The sequence below is a fragment of the Janthinobacterium sp. GW456P genome (assembly GCF_002127655.1).
Taxonomy (GTDB): Bacteria; Pseudomonadota; Gammaproteobacteria; order Burkholderiales; family Burkholderiaceae_D; genus Janthinobacterium.
In genome coordinates, this window is the sequence record NZ_NEHB01000016.1 from 49,250 (window position 1) to 65,942 (window position 16,693).

25 protein-coding genes are annotated in these 16,693 nt (G+C 54.2%); 12 read left to right on the forward strand and 13 right to left on the reverse strand.

Features of this window, described 5'->3' with window-relative positions; all coding sequences use genetic code 11:
* Nucleotides 1-94 precede the first annotated feature (94 nt).
* The 7 genes from CBW66_RS16455 (at nucleotide 95) to CBW66_RS16485 (ending at nucleotide 4,519) form a co-directional block, all read left to right on the forward strand.
* Nucleotides 95-1,696, forward strand: coding sequence for a sensor domain-containing diguanylate cyclase (locus tag CBW66_RS16455; RefSeq protein ID WP_230492012.1), 1,602 nt, complete (start codon nucleotides 95-97; stop codon nucleotides 1,694-1,696).
* Between the two features lie 118 nt (nucleotides 1,697-1,814).
* The gene (locus CBW66_RS16460; protein ID WP_086138155.1) at nucleotides 1,815-2,348 is read left to right on the forward strand and encodes a hypothetical protein; all 534 of its coding nucleotides are present in this window, start codon (nucleotides 1,815-1,817) and stop codon (nucleotides 2,346-2,348) included.
* On the forward strand, nucleotides 2,326-2,547 hold the full coding sequence (locus tag CBW66_RS16465) for a hypothetical protein (RefSeq protein ID WP_086138156.1): 222 nt from the start codon (nucleotides 2,326-2,328) through the stop codon (nucleotides 2,545-2,547). The genes CBW66_RS16460 and CBW66_RS16465 overlap by 23 nt, the downstream gene beginning before the upstream one ends.
* A gap of 13 nt (nucleotides 2,548-2,560) precedes the next feature.
* Nucleotides 2,561-3,013, forward strand: coding sequence for an HD domain-containing protein (locus CBW66_RS16470; protein WP_086138157.1), 453 nt, complete (start codon nucleotides 2,561-2,563; stop codon nucleotides 3,011-3,013).
* 282 nt (nucleotides 3,014-3,295) lie between these two features.
* Nucleotides 3,296-3,757, forward strand: a complete 462-nt coding sequence (locus tag CBW66_RS16475; protein ID WP_086138158.1) for a penicillin-insensitive murein endopeptidase — start codon at nucleotides 3,296-3,298, stop codon at nucleotides 3,755-3,757.
* A 13-nt stretch (nucleotides 3,758-3,770) separates the two neighbouring features.
* Nucleotides 3,771-4,139: a hypothetical protein gene (locus tag CBW66_RS16480; protein WP_139841644.1), complete on the forward strand. Its 369-nt coding sequence runs from the start codon at nucleotides 3,771-3,773 to the stop codon at nucleotides 4,137-4,139.
* Nucleotides 4,133-4,519, forward strand: a complete 387-nt coding sequence (locus CBW66_RS16485) for a hypothetical protein (RefSeq protein WP_086138160.1) — start codon at nucleotides 4,133-4,135, stop codon at nucleotides 4,517-4,519. The genes CBW66_RS16480 and CBW66_RS16485 overlap by 7 nt, the downstream gene beginning before the upstream one ends.
* A 130-nt stretch (nucleotides 4,520-4,649) precedes the next feature.
* Here CBW66_RS16485 and CBW66_RS16490 read toward each other — a convergent pair whose 3' ends face one another.
* Nucleotides 4,650-5,861 carry an XRE family transcriptional regulator gene (locus CBW66_RS16490; RefSeq protein WP_086138161.1) on the reverse strand — a complete coding sequence of 404 codons (1,212 nt, stop codon included), beginning with the start codon at nucleotides 5,859-5,861 and terminating at the stop codon, nucleotides 4,650-4,652.
* Nucleotides 5,845-6,510, reverse strand: a complete 666-nt coding sequence (locus CBW66_RS28515) for a hypothetical protein (RefSeq protein WP_139841645.1) — start codon at nucleotides 6,508-6,510, stop codon at nucleotides 5,845-5,847. Before CBW66_RS28515 ends, CBW66_RS16490 begins: the two co-directional genes overlap by 17 nt.
* A gap of 622 nt (nucleotides 6,511-7,132) precedes the next feature.
* Here CBW66_RS28515 and CBW66_RS28520 point away from each other — a divergent pair.
* Entirely contained in the window at nucleotides 7,133-7,801 is a 669-nt protein-coding gene (locus CBW66_RS28520) for a hypothetical protein (protein WP_139841646.1), read from the forward strand.
* Between the two features lie 63 nt (nucleotides 7,802-7,864).
* Entirely contained in the window at nucleotides 7,865-8,584 is a 720-nt protein-coding gene (locus CBW66_RS16495) for a hypothetical protein (RefSeq protein ID WP_086138162.1), read from the forward strand.
* A 97-nt stretch (nucleotides 8,585-8,681) separates the two neighbouring features.
* Here the strand turns inward: CBW66_RS16495 and CBW66_RS16500 are convergent, their stop codons facing one another.
* The 10 genes from CBW66_RS16500 to CBW66_RS16540 form a co-directional block, all read right to left on the reverse strand.
* A complete protein-coding gene (locus tag CBW66_RS16500) occupies nucleotides 8,682-9,830 on the reverse strand; it encodes a DUF3596 domain-containing protein (protein WP_086138163.1) in 1,149 nt (382 codons plus the stop codon).
* A 440-nt stretch (nucleotides 9,831-10,270) separates the two neighbouring features.
* Nucleotides 10,271-10,477 carry a hypothetical protein gene (locus CBW66_RS16505; RefSeq protein WP_086138164.1) on the reverse strand — a complete coding sequence of 69 codons (207 nt, stop codon included), beginning with the start codon at nucleotides 10,475-10,477 and terminating at the stop codon, nucleotides 10,271-10,273.
* On the reverse strand, nucleotides 10,471-10,773 hold the full coding sequence (locus tag CBW66_RS16510) for a hypothetical protein (protein ID WP_086138165.1): 303 nt from the start codon (nucleotides 10,771-10,773) through the stop codon (nucleotides 10,471-10,473). The genes CBW66_RS16505 and CBW66_RS16510 overlap by 7 nt, the downstream gene beginning before the upstream one ends.
* Nucleotides 10,767-10,919 (reverse strand): hypothetical protein, encoded by a 153-nt coding sequence (locus CBW66_RS29015; RefSeq protein WP_170932979.1) that lies wholly within the window; start codon nucleotides 10,917-10,919, stop codon nucleotides 10,767-10,769. The genes CBW66_RS16510 and CBW66_RS29015 overlap by 7 nt, the downstream gene beginning before the upstream one ends.
* Entirely contained in the window at nucleotides 10,916-12,823 is a 1,908-nt protein-coding gene (locus CBW66_RS16515) for a replication endonuclease (RefSeq protein ID WP_086138166.1), read from the reverse strand. The genes CBW66_RS29015 and CBW66_RS16515 overlap by 4 nt, the downstream gene beginning before the upstream one ends.
* Entirely contained in the window at nucleotides 12,813-13,190 is a 378-nt protein-coding gene (locus CBW66_RS16520; RefSeq protein ID WP_086138167.1) for a hypothetical protein, read from the reverse strand. Before CBW66_RS16520 ends, CBW66_RS16515 begins: the two co-directional genes overlap by 11 nt.
* A gap of 101 nt (nucleotides 13,191-13,291) precedes the next feature.
* Nucleotides 13,292-13,687 carry a hypothetical protein gene (locus tag CBW66_RS16525; RefSeq protein ID WP_086142899.1) on the reverse strand — a complete coding sequence of 132 codons (396 nt, stop codon included), beginning with the start codon at nucleotides 13,685-13,687 and terminating at the stop codon, nucleotides 13,292-13,294.
* A 120-nt stretch (nucleotides 13,688-13,807) separates the two neighbouring features.
* Nucleotides 13,808-14,071 (reverse strand): ogr/Delta-like zinc finger family protein, encoded by a 264-nt coding sequence (locus CBW66_RS16530; protein ID WP_086138169.1) that lies wholly within the window; start codon nucleotides 14,069-14,071, stop codon nucleotides 13,808-13,810.
* On the reverse strand, nucleotides 14,068-14,256 hold the full coding sequence (locus CBW66_RS16535; RefSeq protein ID WP_086138170.1) for a hypothetical protein: 189 nt from the start codon (nucleotides 14,254-14,256) through the stop codon (nucleotides 14,068-14,070). Before CBW66_RS16535 ends, CBW66_RS16530 begins: the two co-directional genes overlap by 4 nt.
* A gap of 48 nt (nucleotides 14,257-14,304) precedes the next feature.
* Nucleotides 14,305-14,502, reverse strand: coding sequence for a hypothetical protein (locus CBW66_RS16540; protein WP_086138171.1), 198 nt, complete (start codon nucleotides 14,500-14,502; stop codon nucleotides 14,305-14,307).
* Nucleotides 14,503-14,814: 312 nt separating this feature from the next.
* On the opposite strand from CBW66_RS16540, the gene CBW66_RS16545 reads away from it, so the two are divergent.
* Together CBW66_RS16545 and CBW66_RS28530 are read left to right on the forward strand one after the other, a co-directional pair.
* On the forward strand, nucleotides 14,815-15,240 hold the full coding sequence (locus CBW66_RS16545; protein WP_230492011.1) for a helix-turn-helix domain-containing protein: 426 nt from the start codon (nucleotides 14,815-14,817) through the stop codon (nucleotides 15,238-15,240).
* Between the two features lie 100 nt (nucleotides 15,241-15,340).
* Entirely contained in the window at nucleotides 15,341-16,030 is a 690-nt protein-coding gene (locus tag CBW66_RS28530) for a hypothetical protein (protein WP_139841647.1), read from the forward strand.
* On the opposite strand, the gene CBW66_RS28535 is transcribed toward CBW66_RS28530, so the two are convergent.
* Nucleotides 16,027-16,254: a hypothetical protein gene (locus CBW66_RS28535; RefSeq protein ID WP_139841648.1), complete on the reverse strand. Its 228-nt coding sequence runs from the start codon at nucleotides 16,252-16,254 to the stop codon at nucleotides 16,027-16,029. The two genes, CBW66_RS28530 and CBW66_RS28535, sit on opposite strands and share 4 nt — an antisense overlap.
* Between CBW66_RS28535 and CBW66_RS16550 the strand changes: the two genes are divergently transcribed.
* On the forward strand, nucleotides 16,253-16,693 hold the full coding sequence (locus tag CBW66_RS16550) for a hypothetical protein (protein ID WP_139841649.1): 441 nt from the start codon (nucleotides 16,253-16,255) through the stop codon (nucleotides 16,691-16,693). The two genes, CBW66_RS28535 and CBW66_RS16550, sit on opposite strands and share 2 nt — an antisense overlap.

The window sequence follows — 16,693 nt, forward strand, 5'->3', positions numbered from 1 at the left end:
GGTGACTTTTTTATATCATGTTTGTTACCAAGTGTGAGTATGTTGCTGCCTATTTCGTGCACACTTTGGCGGATATCAAACCGGGAGTGTATCCATGATCAGGTCACGCAGCTTGCCGCCACGAATGTTGGGAGCGGGCTTCCGGGGATTTTCCTTGCTGCCGCTGGCGATCTCATTTGTCGTGCTCGTGTGCCTGTCGCTCCTGGCGACCCAGTTATGGATGACCTTGCGTGCACGGGAAGTGCAATTGAATGAAGCTGCCCGCGAAAGCGCCAACCTGGCGCAATCTGTTGCCCAGCATGCCTATGACACCATCAAGGAGGCCGATACGGTGCTGGTCGGCCTGGTGGAACGGGTGGAGGCGGACGGTGTTTCCGACCTTGAACTGGCCCGTATCCATAAATTGCTGGTCACCCGCGTAGCCGAGCTGCGGCAGCTGCACGGTATCTTCGTCTATGCCAGGGATGGTAGCTGGCTCGTGAACTCTCAGAAAACCTTGTTGAGCAATCTGAATAATTCCGATCGAGAGTATTTCAACTACCATCGAACGCATGATGAGCGGGGGCCCTATGTCGGGCCTCCCGTGCGCAGCAAATCGACGGGAAACTGGATTGTTACGGTGTCGCGGCGGATCAATATGCCGGATGGAAGTTTCGGCGGCGTGGCGCTGGCGACCATCGATATGAATTATTTCAGGCTGTTTTATGAACGTTTTGCGATAGGAGAAAAGGGCGCCATTTTTATTGCGAATGGCACGGGCATTCTTTTATTGCGCAGGCCATTCGATGAGAGTTTGCTGGGACGCGATCTTTCGCAGTTTCCCTTATTTCATGATTATTTACCGAAAAGTCCCGTGGGCACGGCCGTGATCAAGTCGAGAGTCGATGGCGTGACGCGTATCAATAGCTATCGAAGAGTCGAAGAATATCCGCTGGTGGTCTCTGCCGCATTGTCACAGGATGAAGTCCTCGCTGCATGGCGCCTCGATACCGTGATACAAAACGCCGTGGGCGGGGTGCTGGTATTGCTGATCGCGTTTATCGGATACCGCGTGGTGCGGCTGATCGATTTGCGGGTGAAAAGCGAGGCGGGACTGGTTGAAGCGCGCAACGAGTTGGAATTGATCAATGAAACCCTGGCCCGCCTTGCCAATCAGGATGGGTTGACGGGGCTGGCGAACCGGCGCCACTTCGACCAGTCGCTGCTTGCCGAGTTCAGCCGTGCGCAGCGTGAAAATAACTCACTTGGACTTGTGTTGATCGATGTCGACTTCTTCAAGCAATACAACGATATCTATGGCCATGTGGCCGGCGACGAGTGTCTGAGAAAACTCGGCAAGGTGGTGGCTTACAGCATGCGCCGGCCGGGCGACCTTGCGGCGCGCTATGGCGGCGAGGAAATGGTCATTTTATTGCCGGGGACGGATCTGCCGGGCGCCTTGACGGTGGCGGAAGACGTCCGCCAGGCCGTGCAATCGCTGGGAATCGAGCATCGTGGCAATCCTCTTGGCGTGGTGACGGCCAGCGTCGGCGTGGCGGCGTTGATGCCGACGTACCTGGAAAACCAGGCGGTCGAGCTGGTTGAACTCGCGGATAAGGCACTGTACAAGGCCAAGGCATCGGGGAGAAACCGGGTCTGCTATGCGTCAGCTTGCGATCATGCCGAGCAGGCTGCGACAGCTTTGGCGTTTCGGTAGCCTTTGATGAAGGCTGATGGCGCTGCGTCGGGTTTGCCCTGCGCTGCGCGTGCGCCAGCCTGACCCATGTACAATCGGCAACATCCAGGTCGACGTGTCAGCTACTTCATTGCGGGGCATGCCCGAAGGTGACAAAAAATTGCAAACCTGGCTGCTGGCCTGGCGGGAAGCCTTCACGTGCGTGGGCCTGGGGTTGCGCGATGCCCGTCATGCGGGGCTGTGGTGGCGTTCTGTACTGTGGTGCATGGCCGTCGTGGCGCTGTGGCTGTGGCTGGGACTGTACAGCTATTTCGGCCGTTTCTTCGCCGAGTTGAGCGCCATGCCGGCGCTGGTGTCCGTCACCGGCCTGCTGGGCCTGAGCGTGATGAATGGTGTCGGGCCACTGGCCAATGGGCCGGCCACCGTCACGCAGATGGGCAATATCACTGGCGGACTGGACTGCGCCGCCAAGGCCCTGCTGTCGATCGGCCAGATCGCCCTGGCGTTGCTGGCGCTGGCTGCCTTGTTCTATGTCCTGGTTTTTATCGCCGGCGCCATCGGCACGGCGCGCTTGCTGCTGCGTTCCCTGCTGATCCCCCGTGTGGGCCATGTGCGTGCTGATCGCGTACTTGCTGACCTGGAATGTGCAGATGAGCTACGGCGCGGCGGCTGAAGATGTGCTTGGCATGGAACAGCAAGCGGCGCTGCGCGGCGAACAGCGTGCGGCGATTTTTGCACTGGGATTGCTGCTGTGTTTGCTGATGCTCCTGCCTATCCTCAACTTGTTGGTACCGGCTTTGCTGTGCAGCAGCGTCTGCCATTTGCAGAGACGAGATTGGGGCGCAGTGGAAATCTTAACCAACGTGAAGTGAACAAGGAGTGAACATGAGTGAACACGCAAGTTGGGGTACCCTGGAGCGCGCGATTGAGATTGCCGCCGCCACCCATGCCGGCCAGACGGACAAGGGCGGCGCGCCGTACATTTTGCACCCTTTGCGCGTGATGCTGCGCGTCGCCGCCGGTGTCCAGCAGATCGTCGCCGTGCTGCATGATGTGGTGGAAGACAGCGACGGCAAAGTCACTTTCGACGACCTGGCGCGTGAAGGGTTTTCCCGGGAAGTGATCGATGGCGTGCGCGCCGTGACCAAGATCGAAGGCGAGTTGTATGAAGATTTCATCGCCCGCGCGGCCTTGAACCAGGTCGGCAAGGCCGTCAAGCTGGCTGATCTGGCTGAGAATAGCGATCTGTCGAGGATAGGGGAGCCGACGCAGAAGGATATGGAGAGGATAGAGAAGTATCGGCGGGCGATCGGGTATTTGCGGGGGGATGGTTCTTAATTTTAAGGTGGCGAGGTGCGCCTTTGCGCAGCATCAATATCATGGCTTCAAGTAGCGGGAACACCTGAAAACGATCCCATCAGTGTATGGATGTTTGATTCTAAGCAATACCCAGAAAATGCATAACGGCAAAAATCGTCGCGTGCGCATGTTTTTTTGCGAGCGAGGGGGGAGCTCTGCCAACTGCATCGGCGCCTGACATGCTCCGTGATATATACGGGAGCATCACATGGCGCCATTTGCTTTGAGCTGAGCGCTGGGGTTTTACATTCAGGAGTGCGCATGCTGGAATTGCAGCCCAAGGATAGACGCGGCTACTTTAATCTTCCGCAAAGGCCGGAAGGCGCGGGTTACTACACCTATGGAACACCGCCCAACGGTGCCGGCCAGTATGCCCATCCCAAGTTGCTTTCGCTGCTATTCTTGGTTGAACATCAATGGCAGGGCATCGATAGCCGGAAAATTGGTTTTGGAAATATCAGCCTGGCTGATGGAACTCCCTACAGTGAACATAAAGGTCATCGAAGCGGAAAAGACGTCGACGTCCGATTGCTTCGCAAAGACAAAATGGAGAGCGCTGTAACAAGGTTTGACTCTCAGTATGATCGGGATGCAACGGCTCAGCTGATCAGTGTATTTTTTGAATTCAGCTTTGTCCAGGTTATCTTTTTTAATGACCCCACCATCCCCCGGATAAGATCACTGATACGCCACGACGACCATTTTCATGTCACGATCAAGTAGCGGAGCAGATGATATGAAACGTCTTCTCGCTGTTTTTCTTCTCTTTGTTTTGGCTACTGCCATGGCCCAATCCGCCCCCAAATGGCTATTTTCTTATCAGCCATTCAAAGGCCGCTATGCGATTTATGGCGGAAGCCTGAGCGATCCACAGCCGCCGACCAGAAAAGACAAGCGCATCGCGTTCTGGATCGACGGCAAGGCGGCGAAACAGCTATTTGATGCGATGGGCCCCGACTTGCGCAACGCGTGCGGCGTGGATGGCGAATATCGCCTGCGCCAGCGGGCGGAAGTGAGCTGCTCCTACCATCCCCGTGATGGTCATCATTGCGACTTCGGCTTTGATCTGCTGACCGGGCGCAGCATCGGCGGCTCCATATGCTGAAACGCGTCAGTCTGATACTTGCCACCATGCTGTGCTTGCTGCTGGCGCATCAGGCCCGGGCCGTCTGGGAGTTTGTACAGAAGGAATTTTCAGGTTCGTACGCGATCTATGGCGCATATCTCGACGATGCCGTGGCCCCGGTTGCGGGCGATACCAAAGTCGCGTTTCGCTTGACGGGAACCGCCGCAAAAGACCTGTTCGAAGCCATCGGTCCGGATATGCGCGATGGCTGCGCCGATCCGCAAATACGCATTCGTAATCGTGACATGCTGCTGTGCCGATATCGATCAAAGGATGGCTATCGCTGTGATTTTGGGTTTGATTTGTCGACGGGCTTGAGTATTGGGGGGGCGGTGGGTGGGGCGGTGTGCGGGGAGTAATCGCAGTTTTGATTCCTGAGTGCTGAGGTCGTGTCCGAATAGCGGACGCGACCTCAGCACCAATGAAGATATAGAGGTTATGTACAAATGGAGGCACTGACCTGGTTGCATATAGTGCCTTGCTCGCATTCTATTTCTTGAAATTTAGAAAAGCAATGACAGACCCTGGACCTCTCTCAGGACGACGTACCGCTTGCTCATCGGATTTTGCTATGCGTAGCGTGGCAAGATCAATTACCTCTCCTGGTGCATCAAAGTAGTTATTACGTAAACCACAAAGCTTCTGTATGTCTAGAGGGGAAAGGCCTAAATGACGCGGAAGACTCTCAGCTGGTAATATTCCCTCGTTTACCAACAACTCTACAGTACGACGCAGCAGTCGTGGTAATTCTGGATTCCATTTTTCATCTCCAGGTTCAGCCTTAGATCCCCATCGAGCAGAGCGACGTTTAAAGAGCGCCAATTTTTCCTCATCACTTAATAATCCAAGCAAATGTAATCGCATCATCATCGCGGCTACAGATGCTCCCCAACGTTGCTTCAGTATTAATAAGTTGTCCAAATTTGTCGGTACGCGAACTTCGCAAGAAAATTTTTCAGCAGGAAGTAATAGAGCACTAGCAAATCTATGTGCTTGCTTTTCCATTTGATTGTAGCGGTCTCGCTCATCGGCTCTAGATATATTTTTATGAAGTATTAGGTGTCCTATTTCGTGAGCGAGATCGAAGCGACTGCGAAATCCATTAGCTTTATCTGCTGATAGAAAAATAATCGGTCGGTTCAATAATTCGCTCCAACTCGACAATCCTTCAATAGCCGATATTTCAGTTTCCTCTCTAGCCACGATAATGCCTGCACTTTCAGCAGCCAAAGCAAGATTTGGAATTGGTCCATGTCCTAGCTGCCACAGTGCCCGGCACTCATCTGCAGCAAACTCGATATCAGTATCACTAATTTGCTCGGGATCTATGAAATTTCGTTGTGGTAGATTGACCTTAGGATATTCAACATATTCACTGAGGAGTGACGCAACTTCCTGTAGCCATTCTGTGCGTGCTTCTAACTTCGCACGAGCAGCTTTTAGGGTCGACGCATTACTGCGATATAACGGAGGGGAAATAGATTGCAATATTGGTCGTGTAAGCCACTCTGCTTGCACGTTGAGTACAGAAGCAAGGCGATCAAATGTATGGGTTTCTGGTGATTGATCACCTTTACACCATTTTGTGACTGTCGGTGCTGCTACGCCGACGAGACTTGCTAATTGGCCCTTGGTGAGGCCACGAGCCGCAATCGCCTGTTCAAGGCGTGCAGGCTGGAGATCATTAATTCCCTTGGTCATTTCCTGTTTGTTTCTTAGTATTTTTCTTGAGTTTTGGTTGAGCGTTATCAACTTGGGTAACAACGTTTGCTTGGTCGTAAAGACTCACAAAATCAGAAATGGTATTTATGTAAAGCCATGATTTCATGTCGGGTGCTGGTAATGCGATTTTAACTTGCGTTAACTGAGAAATTCCTTTTTCATCAATGCCATCCATAACACCAATAATAAATATTGTTCCTCCGGCTGGTGCGAGTGCGTCAGTAAAAAAGTCACTTTGAACATAACTACGCTTAATATCATCGTTGAGTTCAGCTAGTGCTTTACGTGTAGCACTACGTCTCAGGTTTACCCACTTGTGGCCCGGCACATTGAGTCGAACAATTTTAAATATACCTGATCGCCCTATAACTAATTGTGTTCCTTTTATTGGGGTTGGATCTGCATTTTGGGCCTCTAAAGCTTCATGGAAGGCTTCATTAATACGAAAATGCTTAATTTGACCTGCGGCGGAAGGACGGTGGCCTTTCGCAAAAGGTGAGGACTCAGTACGGCCTTTTTCATCGCCGTTATAGTAAGCATCTTCACAAGCCATAAAGATATCACGTGGAACATGCTTCATTATGAGCTGCTCTAGCTCGCGGAGGCCAAGTGGAGGTGCTGTATTCATGCGTCGCTCTCAAAGTTGTCTCTTGTGAAGGGAATGTTACCAGAAAAAATTTCGTGTGGAGGGCATTTTGCAAAAAAAGTTTCCGCAAACCCCGAATTTTCAGTTTTTCTTGTGATTGTGGTTTGAGCGGTTGTGGTGTTATGTAAAGGATGCATCTGGGTACGAGGAGCAAGTCCGCCATCCGCACACAGCCTGAGCAGCTAAGGTTGTTGTTAGGAAAAACCGCTTGCGGCGCAAGAGCTAGCCAGAAGAATCGGAGAGGGTTGCGCTTGCAAGCGCAACCCGGTTTTGCGGCGCCGAGCTGCGCTCGCCGAAGTCCCGCAAAACCCCCGCGCCCGTGCCGGACGCGGAGGCGACGCCCGCGTTCTGCATGCATGGAACAAATAAAAGGGCCTCCCCGCTGAAGCGGGGAAGCCCTTTTTATTTGTTCGGTGGTGGAGACGGCGGGAATCGAACCTACCGTAAACCCAATATTTTCGCGTATTTAACAGAATTTGCTGGCAAAATGCGGACATTGGCCTCGATGTTGTGACGAATTTTCATAATCTGGAATGCGCCCTAGTCGTGGTGATATCGGCTTTTTTTGATATTTAGACCTGCACGTCAACCCAAGGATACCCGAATGAAACCCCTCGTCCGTTATTTTTCGAAGAAGAATGCAGATGCGTTTGTAGATAGAGGTGAAGTACTCTTCCGCGCGCTTTCTTACTTTCGAGATTATGAGGACGAGGGCGTACGTGCGGACGAACACGAAGGAACATTGATTCATCTGCCGTCGGAAGGCCTTTCGATAACCAACGTAAGTACCAAAGAAACAATTGCCTTGCCGCATCGCTTCGAGGCTACTGCGAAGGAAGAGGAGATATTTGTCTACTGCATGAGTACAGAGATTTCTTCCGATATCGCGCATCGATTTGACGCCGAGGTAGCAGTGGAAATATTCGATCCTCTAAAATTTATTAGTCTAGTACGATCCAAACTTTCATTGAGACGGCGACTGCGTGCAGAGAAGCTCGTACATCATCAAGTTCGTTACTACGAGTGGGATGAGGCGCCGATTGTGGATTGGGCACTACCTGAGCGGATTGCTATGAGAAAGCCCAAATCATTTGAGTGGCAAAAGGAATATCGGTTTGCTGTCCCAGTTGGAGACGCCTTTCGTGTTGAAAATGTGAGTCTTAAACTTAGAGCGCCTGGTGATTTACGACTTCGGCGTGCCATGTTGCATCCTGAGTTGTTGTTAAAGCTCGGCAGCCTATCAAAAATTTGCCAGGTACATAAATTGAAGTAGGCTCTTCCATCTGCTTTCATTTCTAATCAATCATAGCCTTACACCAATAGGAGTATTCGTGTCATGCAGGAATTCGACGAAACTCTGTCACGTTTCGGGCTAACAAAGCTGAAGACGAGCCTTGACCTACAGTTGAATAATTTCGGTGATATCGCGGTGACGCGCGATGGTGATTGGCAGCTCGGAAATGCAACAGCTAATGGAATGTTTAGATTTATTGAGCGTTGGCGGCAAAGTGAGTCAACGATAAGAGAATTGTTCGTCCCGATGGTAAGGGCTGAACAGACATTCGAAGGGCTGTCTACTGCCCGGCAGCGAGGAGAACCGCCCACATTGTCCAAAGATGCAGCGGCTTTCCATGAAGTCACTGATGCTATCATCGAAGCACAGTTGGTTTTCTCAACCCTTGCCGGTTCTATAGCTGTAATTTTAAACAGTCTTTTTTATCGTTTGAAGCTGGATGTGAATGCATCTGACGCTCAGTGGCGCCAAGCTGGCAAGCTGTTCGCTACCTTTTCCATCGGTGAAGTATTTTCGGCCGCAGCAGCGAACTTTCGGCATTACGACGAATGGGCCGCTTCTAAATCTCTAACAGCGCAGCAGCTCAGTTCGATGAAGGTTTTATCTGGGCTACTGAACATACCTATTCAAACGGTTCATGGAGTCGCATCAATCCGAAACAACGTGTGTGGAGAAATTCTTATGCTCGTCAGTCAAGGATCAATCGACACGTTGAACGAGGTCACAGTTGGCTTTGCAAAGGCATTAGCCAAGTATGAATAGTGGGTATGGGATCGAGACGTTTTGTTTACCGAAACTGAGGTGTACACTTCGTAACTCTGTCTCGGCAAGTTCTTATTGGTTGTGATGTATTTTGCAACTATGGCTCTCCAAAGATTGCTTCTGCTTTTGAACCGGCTGTTTGGTCAGCATCTGGCATCCACCGTCCGTATACACGCGCAATCATTGTCCAATCCGTATGCCCCATCTGTTTTGCCACCCACATAGGGTGTTCGCCGGCCGATAGCATCATGCTGGCATAGGTGTGCCGTGTCTGATAAGGGTTGCGATACCGTACGCCAGCGTTTTGCAGAATGCCGGTCCATAGTGTCTTGCGGATTGGTTGGTCGCCCTCCCAGCGCCGTTCCAGGCGTGGATTTTGAAAGACTTCCTCGCTCTTCGCCCAGGTGAACGCCTTTTGCTCCTGCAGCGCATGCATGGCACGCTCCAGCAGCTTGACTTCACGGCGGCCGGCGCTGGTCTTGGTGCTTTCTGCAGCCTTGGAGTGCTGGGTGAGGGCTCGCGTCACCATCACCACGCCACGCACGAAATCCACGTCGGCCCAATCCAGAGCTACCAGCTCGGACGTGCGCAAGCCGGTCCAGAAAGCAAACTGCAGCAGGTTACGCCCCTGGCCGGTTGCCTGTGCCAGAATTGCAGCTTGTTCCTCTTTTGTGAACGGGTCGATATCGTCCTTCGACTGCGGCGCCTCGACTTTGGAATAGCACCAGCGCGCCAGCGGATTGACTTCTATCAGTTCGTCCTCTATCGCGTCGTCCAGCGCCTTGCGCAGCACGCTCTGGATGTTGGCCATGGTCTTGTTGGTCGCGCTCATGGGCTCCAGCTTCGCCCGCACGTCTTTCTTGCGCAGCGCCGACAGCATGATCGTCCCGAACCAGGGGATCAGCTGGCCGACGACGATCTTGCGATAGCCGTTGTACGTGCTGGCCTTGAGGTGCTTTTTCTGCCTGTCCAGCCACTTATCCAGAAACGCCTCGACGGTCTGCACGTCGCCGACCTGGTCGGCGAACTTGACCGCATTGGATGATTGCGGGAATGTGGCCGTATAGTCAAAGCTGTTGGTAGAGATCGCGTGCAGGATCGCCGCTCGATGGTTCTCGGCCCGTTTCAGGTTAGCGGAGGTGGGCTTGAGCGCGATCCTTTCCCGGCACCTGGTGCCGCGATACATGAAGGTGATTTCGATGCTGCTTTCCGATGCAGCTTTAACACCTCGCCCGTCTCTACCCATGATTCATACCCTTTCACGTCAATTAAAATTCGATTGTCTGGTGCCTTGATCCAGACGGCGTCCTTCGGCCAGATCCCGTCCCGGATCTTTGTTCTGATCGCGTCAGGGGTATAGCCTGATTCGCTGGAGAACTTTGGTATGGTCATATAGCGAAGCATTTTTTCCTTACCTCCGCTCAGCATCTGTCAAACATGCCTCACACGAAAAGTCGGCGGACATTTCGTACAAGTCCGATGGTTCTGCCATAACCGAACCGCAGCGGTCACATGAATGACGATGCTGGCGAAATGCCGGGCTAGTTGCCTTTGCGCGTTCCGTATTTTTGGAATATGCCCCTATCGCCAATGCGAACGCTTCTGCCTCGGTGTGCTGGGGAACTTCGACGCCTGGCTTGCGATAGTCGCGCAGTCTGCAAAATTCTTTGTATTGGTCCATTTTCTTTATGGCCTTACCAGAGCGGACAAAGGAACAGCACAGAACATACCCGGCCATTGGTGGTCCAGCTCCACCCAGGCGTGCAGTTCGCCGTTGCCTACGTCGCGGCGCAGCGCGTTGACGGTGCCTGCCTGGTAGCCCTCATCGGTATCGAACGTTACGCGGTCGCCCAGGGCGATTTGCCGCGGTGAATTGGCCAGGGTGTTCAGCATTGCAGGCTTCCTTTCAGCTTTTGGGTGTACAGAATGTTCAAGGTGATGTCGATCTGATGGATTTCTGCATGTGCGGCAGACACATCTGCCTGGTACACGCCTGTTTTCCGGATTCCACACATGTTGGTCAGCATTTGTTCGATGAGTCCCTCCTTGCGCTGGAGCGCCATACGGCGCTTCTCGTGCAAGTACCGCAGCTCGTTGGCGATCTCTGCGGGATCGCTTTCGTCGGTATCGAATGTCACGCGGTCGCCCAGGGCGATTTGCCGCGGTGAATCGGTCAGGGTGTTCAGCATTGCGGTGCTCCTTTCAATTTGGCGGTAACGCCGCACACGCCGAAGTGGTCGAGGGCGGCCTGGATTGCGTCGCCGCTGGAAGCGGCAATCGCGGCGTATTCAAAGCGTTCGGTTTGCGTGCGAACGGTCACGGAAAAGGTACTCATGTGGCATTTCCTCTTGTGGAAGACGAATCGGTGACGATCACGCGCGGGTAGGGGCAGGCGTTTAGCCTTGCCACTTCGAAAAGCAAATCGATCTTTTCTTGGTCGCCCGGGATCCGGGGGAATGGGCATAGATTGTTGTGTGCTGCACAAGCCCAAATCGCGGTTCGCTCTTCATCACAGATCGCCCGTACGATGTCGGGGCTGCGATCCGGCAGGGCAGGGTGGTCGGGGTGCGTACAGTTATTTACACGAGTCCGAGGAACGGCAACCCCAACAGCCACCCCGCGCCCGCCTGTGGACTGTACGGGCGTCCACGTATGGCGCACGGACTTGAACACCACGCCGATGAGGTCGCTGCAGCGCACGCCGTAGGGCGTGATGCGCTGGGTTTCGCCGTAGCGGCCGATGACCGTCTTTTCGTCCTTGGCCAGGGTGACGACCAGTTCCTTGCGCGGCACCAGGGCGCCGCCTTGGGCGCGCAGGTATTCGGCCCAGCAGGCGCGCTTTTCGCCGTCGATCTTTTGCACGGCATCCCAGGCGCGGCGCATGGCGGCCGGCGCCTCGTTGAGCATGTGCTCCTCGATGCGGCGCAGTTCGCGCCACACGGTGACGGGCGCGCCGCCCCATTGCTGGAATTGACGGATGCCCCAGCGCGACGCCCATGCCTCGACGCGCGCCGATGGCGTCAGCTCGATATCGCCTTCCGTATCCGGCGTGACGACATAGCCTTCTTTCGTCTTGTGGTCGACCACGCCGTCGATGTTCTTGGCCACGTACTTGGCAATGTAGCCGGCGGCGCTGCCCTTGGACCAGTCGATGCGCTTGACGTCCAGGCGGCGCTGGAAGGCGCCCGGTTCGCCACGGTCCACGCGCCAGGCATAGCGCTTCATGATGCGGATGGCGCGGCTGGCCACGTCCTGCAGGTGCGGCGTCTTGTATTTTTCGGTGGGACGCACGAACAGCAGCAGATGCCAGTGCGGGCAGCCATCGTGATGCGGCTCGGCGATGCGAAAGCCGTACAGGCCGATGCCACGGCGCGCCAGTGCGGAGCGGCACAGGGCCGTCATCTTGCCCAGGTAGGCGTTTGCCTCGCGCGGCGTGGAACCATCGTATTTTTCGTTCGTCTTGCCGCTGTGGTGCGTCGAGTGAAAGCGCGACGGGCACGTCCAGGTGATGAAAATGCCCTGGTCGCCGCACTCGCGGGCGATCTGCTCAAAACCGTTGATGCGCAACATCAGTTCGCCGCGCCGGATGGCCTTGTTGGCGGTGGTTTTCTCGGCCAGTTCGGCGATGCTGAATTGCTGGCCATTCTCGTTCTGCACCAGCGTGGCGGCCAGCGCTGCGGCGTTGCGGCGGTTCTGCGCCAGGCGGGCCAGCACGGCCTCCGTGCTGGCGTAGGGTTCAGCGTGATAGTTGACGTAGCCCAGGCGGATATTGCCGGCTTCAAAGGCGCGGCCTACGCGCTTGCGCAACTGGCGGCGCCACCAGCGCGCATCGACCAGGCGGGCAATGGTGTCGGTAGCGTCGTCAAATTCCGGCAGCTCGATGCCATATGATGCGCATTCGTCTTCCATGATCTGCAGGGCGTGCTTGTCGGAAATGGCGCTCCACAGCATCTTGACGATGCCAGCCGCCGCGCGCTCGGCGGTGGCCACGATGTCGGCGTCGCTTTGTGACAGATCCACGCCGGCCGGCACGTATTGTTCGGCGAACTCGCGCACAAAGCTGGTGGCAATGGACTCATAGACCTTATACCAGGACGACCAGGCCATCTTGGCCAGGGCCGCGTTGATGACGCGGTTGCGCCACTTGAACGGTATGCGGGCCAGCTCGGGCGCGAAGAACTTGGAGCGCAAAAATGCCTCGTGACGCTGGGCGGGCTTGAGAATTTCTTTAGATGGCATTCAACAGTCTTTCGTAGACACGGATAGCGGCAGAGGTGGCGGCGCGCAGCTCGATGCGCTCTTCCTCGGTAAATGAGTGGATGGGCGATTCCCAGCGGTCGGCGTCCATGCCGGCGGCGATCAGCACGGAGCGGCGAGCACCGCGCGGCGAAAATCCCCAGGCCTGGGCGATAAAGCGGGCCTCGCTGGCACGCCGCTGCTCGATGGCGCGCAAGCTGGCCCGTTCGGCCAGGCTGGCTTTCGCCGCAGCGATGGCCGCCAGCGCTTCCGGCGCCCCTGGGGGCGTCGGCACGTCCTTGTCGCGTGCGGCGAGGATGGCCGCCGCTGGCAAGAACGACAGGTGATTGTCGATAAGGGACGCCGGCATGGCTCAGTCCTTGATGAGGCCAATAGCCCGCAGCACGGCAGGGGTGATGACGATCAGCAGCGACAGCAGCCAGACGCCGCAGGTGTTGAGCAAGCGCAGCATTACCGCTCTCCCGCCATATCGCCGCCGCATGGGATTTTTCCGTCCGCATGCGATACCAAGACTGTCAGGCCGATTTGCGCCTGGCGCGCGATCTCTGGATGGACCATGGCCGCATACTTGCCACCTGGGCAGCAGTCGACCGCTGGGGGGATTACATCGCCCACATGGCCGCATGCTTGGCAATAGCGAACAGCGTTGACTGCGCCTCTCAGGCTGATGATGGCGAAATCTGCCATGGAGATTTCGCGCTGGACCCAAGTGCGATGCGAGGACTCAACACATTGCTGTAAAAGCTCTTTGTCCTGCAGGCGCTGACGCCCAAGGGCGCACAATGCGGTCAGCACAGACTCATGCGATAAGGTGACGGTTTTGAGCATTTGAAGACCGTTTAACATCGGTTTTCCTTATTTCAGGTTGAACGAATCCCGCACGCTCAAAAGGGAGCGCTGCAGGGCATAGCAAAAGAGGGGAGTTACGGCAGCCGGGCTACGGCGGCGCGAGGATCGGGATAGTCATCAGCAACCCGCAGTCAGGTCCAGGGCCAGTTGGCTGGTGGCTGCCGCGCGCGCATGCTGGGACATCGGGATGCGGATATCGGCCTTGGGCATGGCGGACAGTGAGAGGGTGCGCAGCACTTCCAGGCCTGCCACGAAGGAGTGCCCGCATTCTGGGTTCTGGCACATGTAGGTGATTTCCTTGAACATGGCGGACATCGTGCGGCTCTTGACGGCGCGGACGGTGTTTTCGCAATGCGGGCAGGGCAGGCCGATGACTCTCATTTCAGCTTTCTTTCCACTTGATACAGGGCGCGACCGCGACCCGTCATGTTTTTTGACTGCTTGCGTAAGCGCGACTTGACGAGCCATTCAGCCGCTTGCTCGATACTTGCCAGCCCTTGCCGTTGACGAACGACTTCCAGCGCTGCAAGTTCTTCGTCGTTGATATGAATTTCGTGATCGGGCATGTTCGGCAGCTTTTCAGTTACTCAAAAGTTACTATTCAGGGACTCGGTTTAAGCGCTGCGACGCTGTACGCTGTCGATGTCGTCATTCGCAATGGCGGCAAGAGCTTCACGCATGACAATCTGGCGCACCAGCACGGCTAATTCTTCGCCCTGATAATTGGCGATCGAGGAAACAAGCTGGTGCTCATAGTCGTCCAGGCGCAGCATGACTTTATGTTTGCGAATACGTTTTGTATCGGGGTACATGGGCCTGCTCCTGTGCAGTTAAGCGTGATGGACAACGGTCAATTGGACGAGTTCGGCTTCGTAAGAGTTCAGACCGCGCAGCAGCATCAAGCGCATGAAAGACGCTCGTGAACGGGAATCCTGCTGTGCAAACTTTTCTACACGCTCAATCTCAGGAGGAAGCAAGCGAATCGGGATGGGCTGCGAAAGTGGGTTCTTTGGCTGCCGCGTCACTGGGGCGATAGTTGTCATAAGGTATGATTTGTATACGTCACATGGTAATGACGTAAATATAGTGCGAAAAACTGCACTTGTAAAGCAAAAGGTGAGAAATTGCGTGAAATTATTGGAATGCGTCTTAAGGCTGAGCGTGAACGACTTGGCTATAACCAGGCTGATTTTGCGGCAGTAGGCGGGGCTTCAAAGCGCACGCAGATAGACTGGGAGCAAGGGAAGCAAGTACCAAACGCAGAGTTTCTGGCTGCTGTTTCGGCCATTGGGGTCGATGTGCTCTATGTGGTAACGGGCCAATTCACGCCAGGGAACCTAAGCTCGGACGAGAGCGAGGTTGTCGCTGGATACCGCAAGATGGATATTCGAGGAAAGGCTGGCGTGCTTGGTTTAATCGGAGGGATGAACCAGCCGCAGAACCTTGTGCAGCCAGTACACCATGGCGATATCGGCCAAAATATCTACGGCAATATCACAGGGCCAAACACAGTAAAAATGCCCAATAAGAGTAAAAAGAAACCCATTTGATGGGGTGTTTCCCCTCATCAATAGTCAGTGAGAGTGGACTTCATTTTGTGAAAAATATTGTCAAATTGAAATTATAAGTTGTAAAGATGTGGATTTCGGAATGGATAGACCAGAATTTAGCGGCGACGTTGGGCAGAATGTCTTTGGAAATATTATCGAAGCTCCCCGGTTGAACAATGTAGTTACACTTCACTTGGGGGCAGAAAAAAATGACGTTGAATTAATTACCGATTTCCAACGACGTCGTATCAATGCACTGGTGAAAGACCTGTCCGCGCTTACGGGCGACCATCCCTTGGACGTGTACAGAATCATCATTACAGACTTCGGTTTAAAGAAGATCAAGGAGCTACCACTTGAGAGGTACTCGGAAGTAAAAAATCTACTGGAGACCTGGATAAAAGATGCCAAGTCTGCCGATGTCCCTCCAGACCAAGGCGAGCCACCGTCAGAAAATCCTGCATTACCGCGACCTGTTGTGGGAGGCAATGCTAATAATGCCTGCCAAGTATGTGAGGAGCGGGCCGCTAACATCGGCAAACTTCAACGAACTGCAAGGGGACGTTTGATTTTGCTTAGCATGTCTTTAGCTGCATGCGGCTGGCTCCTATACAAGTCTCCCGTAAGCGGGGAGTCAAGCACTTCTTCCTTAGATAGTAAGTGCTACATTGCCGGAAAAGCCTACTCGATAGGGCATATTGAAAAATCTAGGGGAAGCGTCCCCGTTGAGTGCGTCGGCGCGACTGGCGATATGCCAGCAATGTGGCTTCCCGCTAATCGAGGGCATTAGCGACGGCAAATGCATTGTTTGCGGCGCAGCACTTCCTGATAGTTGAAATGCGTGAGCTGTGTGCTTAGCGCGGTTGCAATGGTTTCGTGATTTGTTGTCGCCAGAATCCTAAGCCATATTTCTTTGGAGCGCACCTGGTCAGATATCCCTAATATCTGCCGATGGATATGGTGCCGAATTTCGTTTTCCTGGCGTTCTACTTCTTCTAAATTTCTGTTGATCATGACACTCTCCAATATTGATGCTTTTGATGTATTAACTGGCCAAATTTTTGCAAAACTGTACGAAAATTTCCCGAAACCAATCTTCCTGGACGCGAGAAAATTTATAGAAGGTGGCGAAGCTGCATGCTTCAATGCTGACAGCTTCACAGGTGCCGAACTGACTCGACCGGCAGAGGCATTTATCAACACCGCCACATGGTTGGTGCAAGAGGGGTACATTTCTGTACGCCCCAATAGCAAGACAGCCACAGGCTTTTCGGATGCGGTACTTTCCGAAAAAGGTTTGACCGCCCTAAAAGCTGTTCCCGATAGTCTGGTCAGCCGCGTTACCTTGGGCGAGAGATTGGTGCAATCAGTGAAGGCCGGAACTATGGAGACACTCAAGGGTGTAACAAATGAAGTATTGAGCGTCCTGATAAAGTCTGTGACCCTCCCGTAG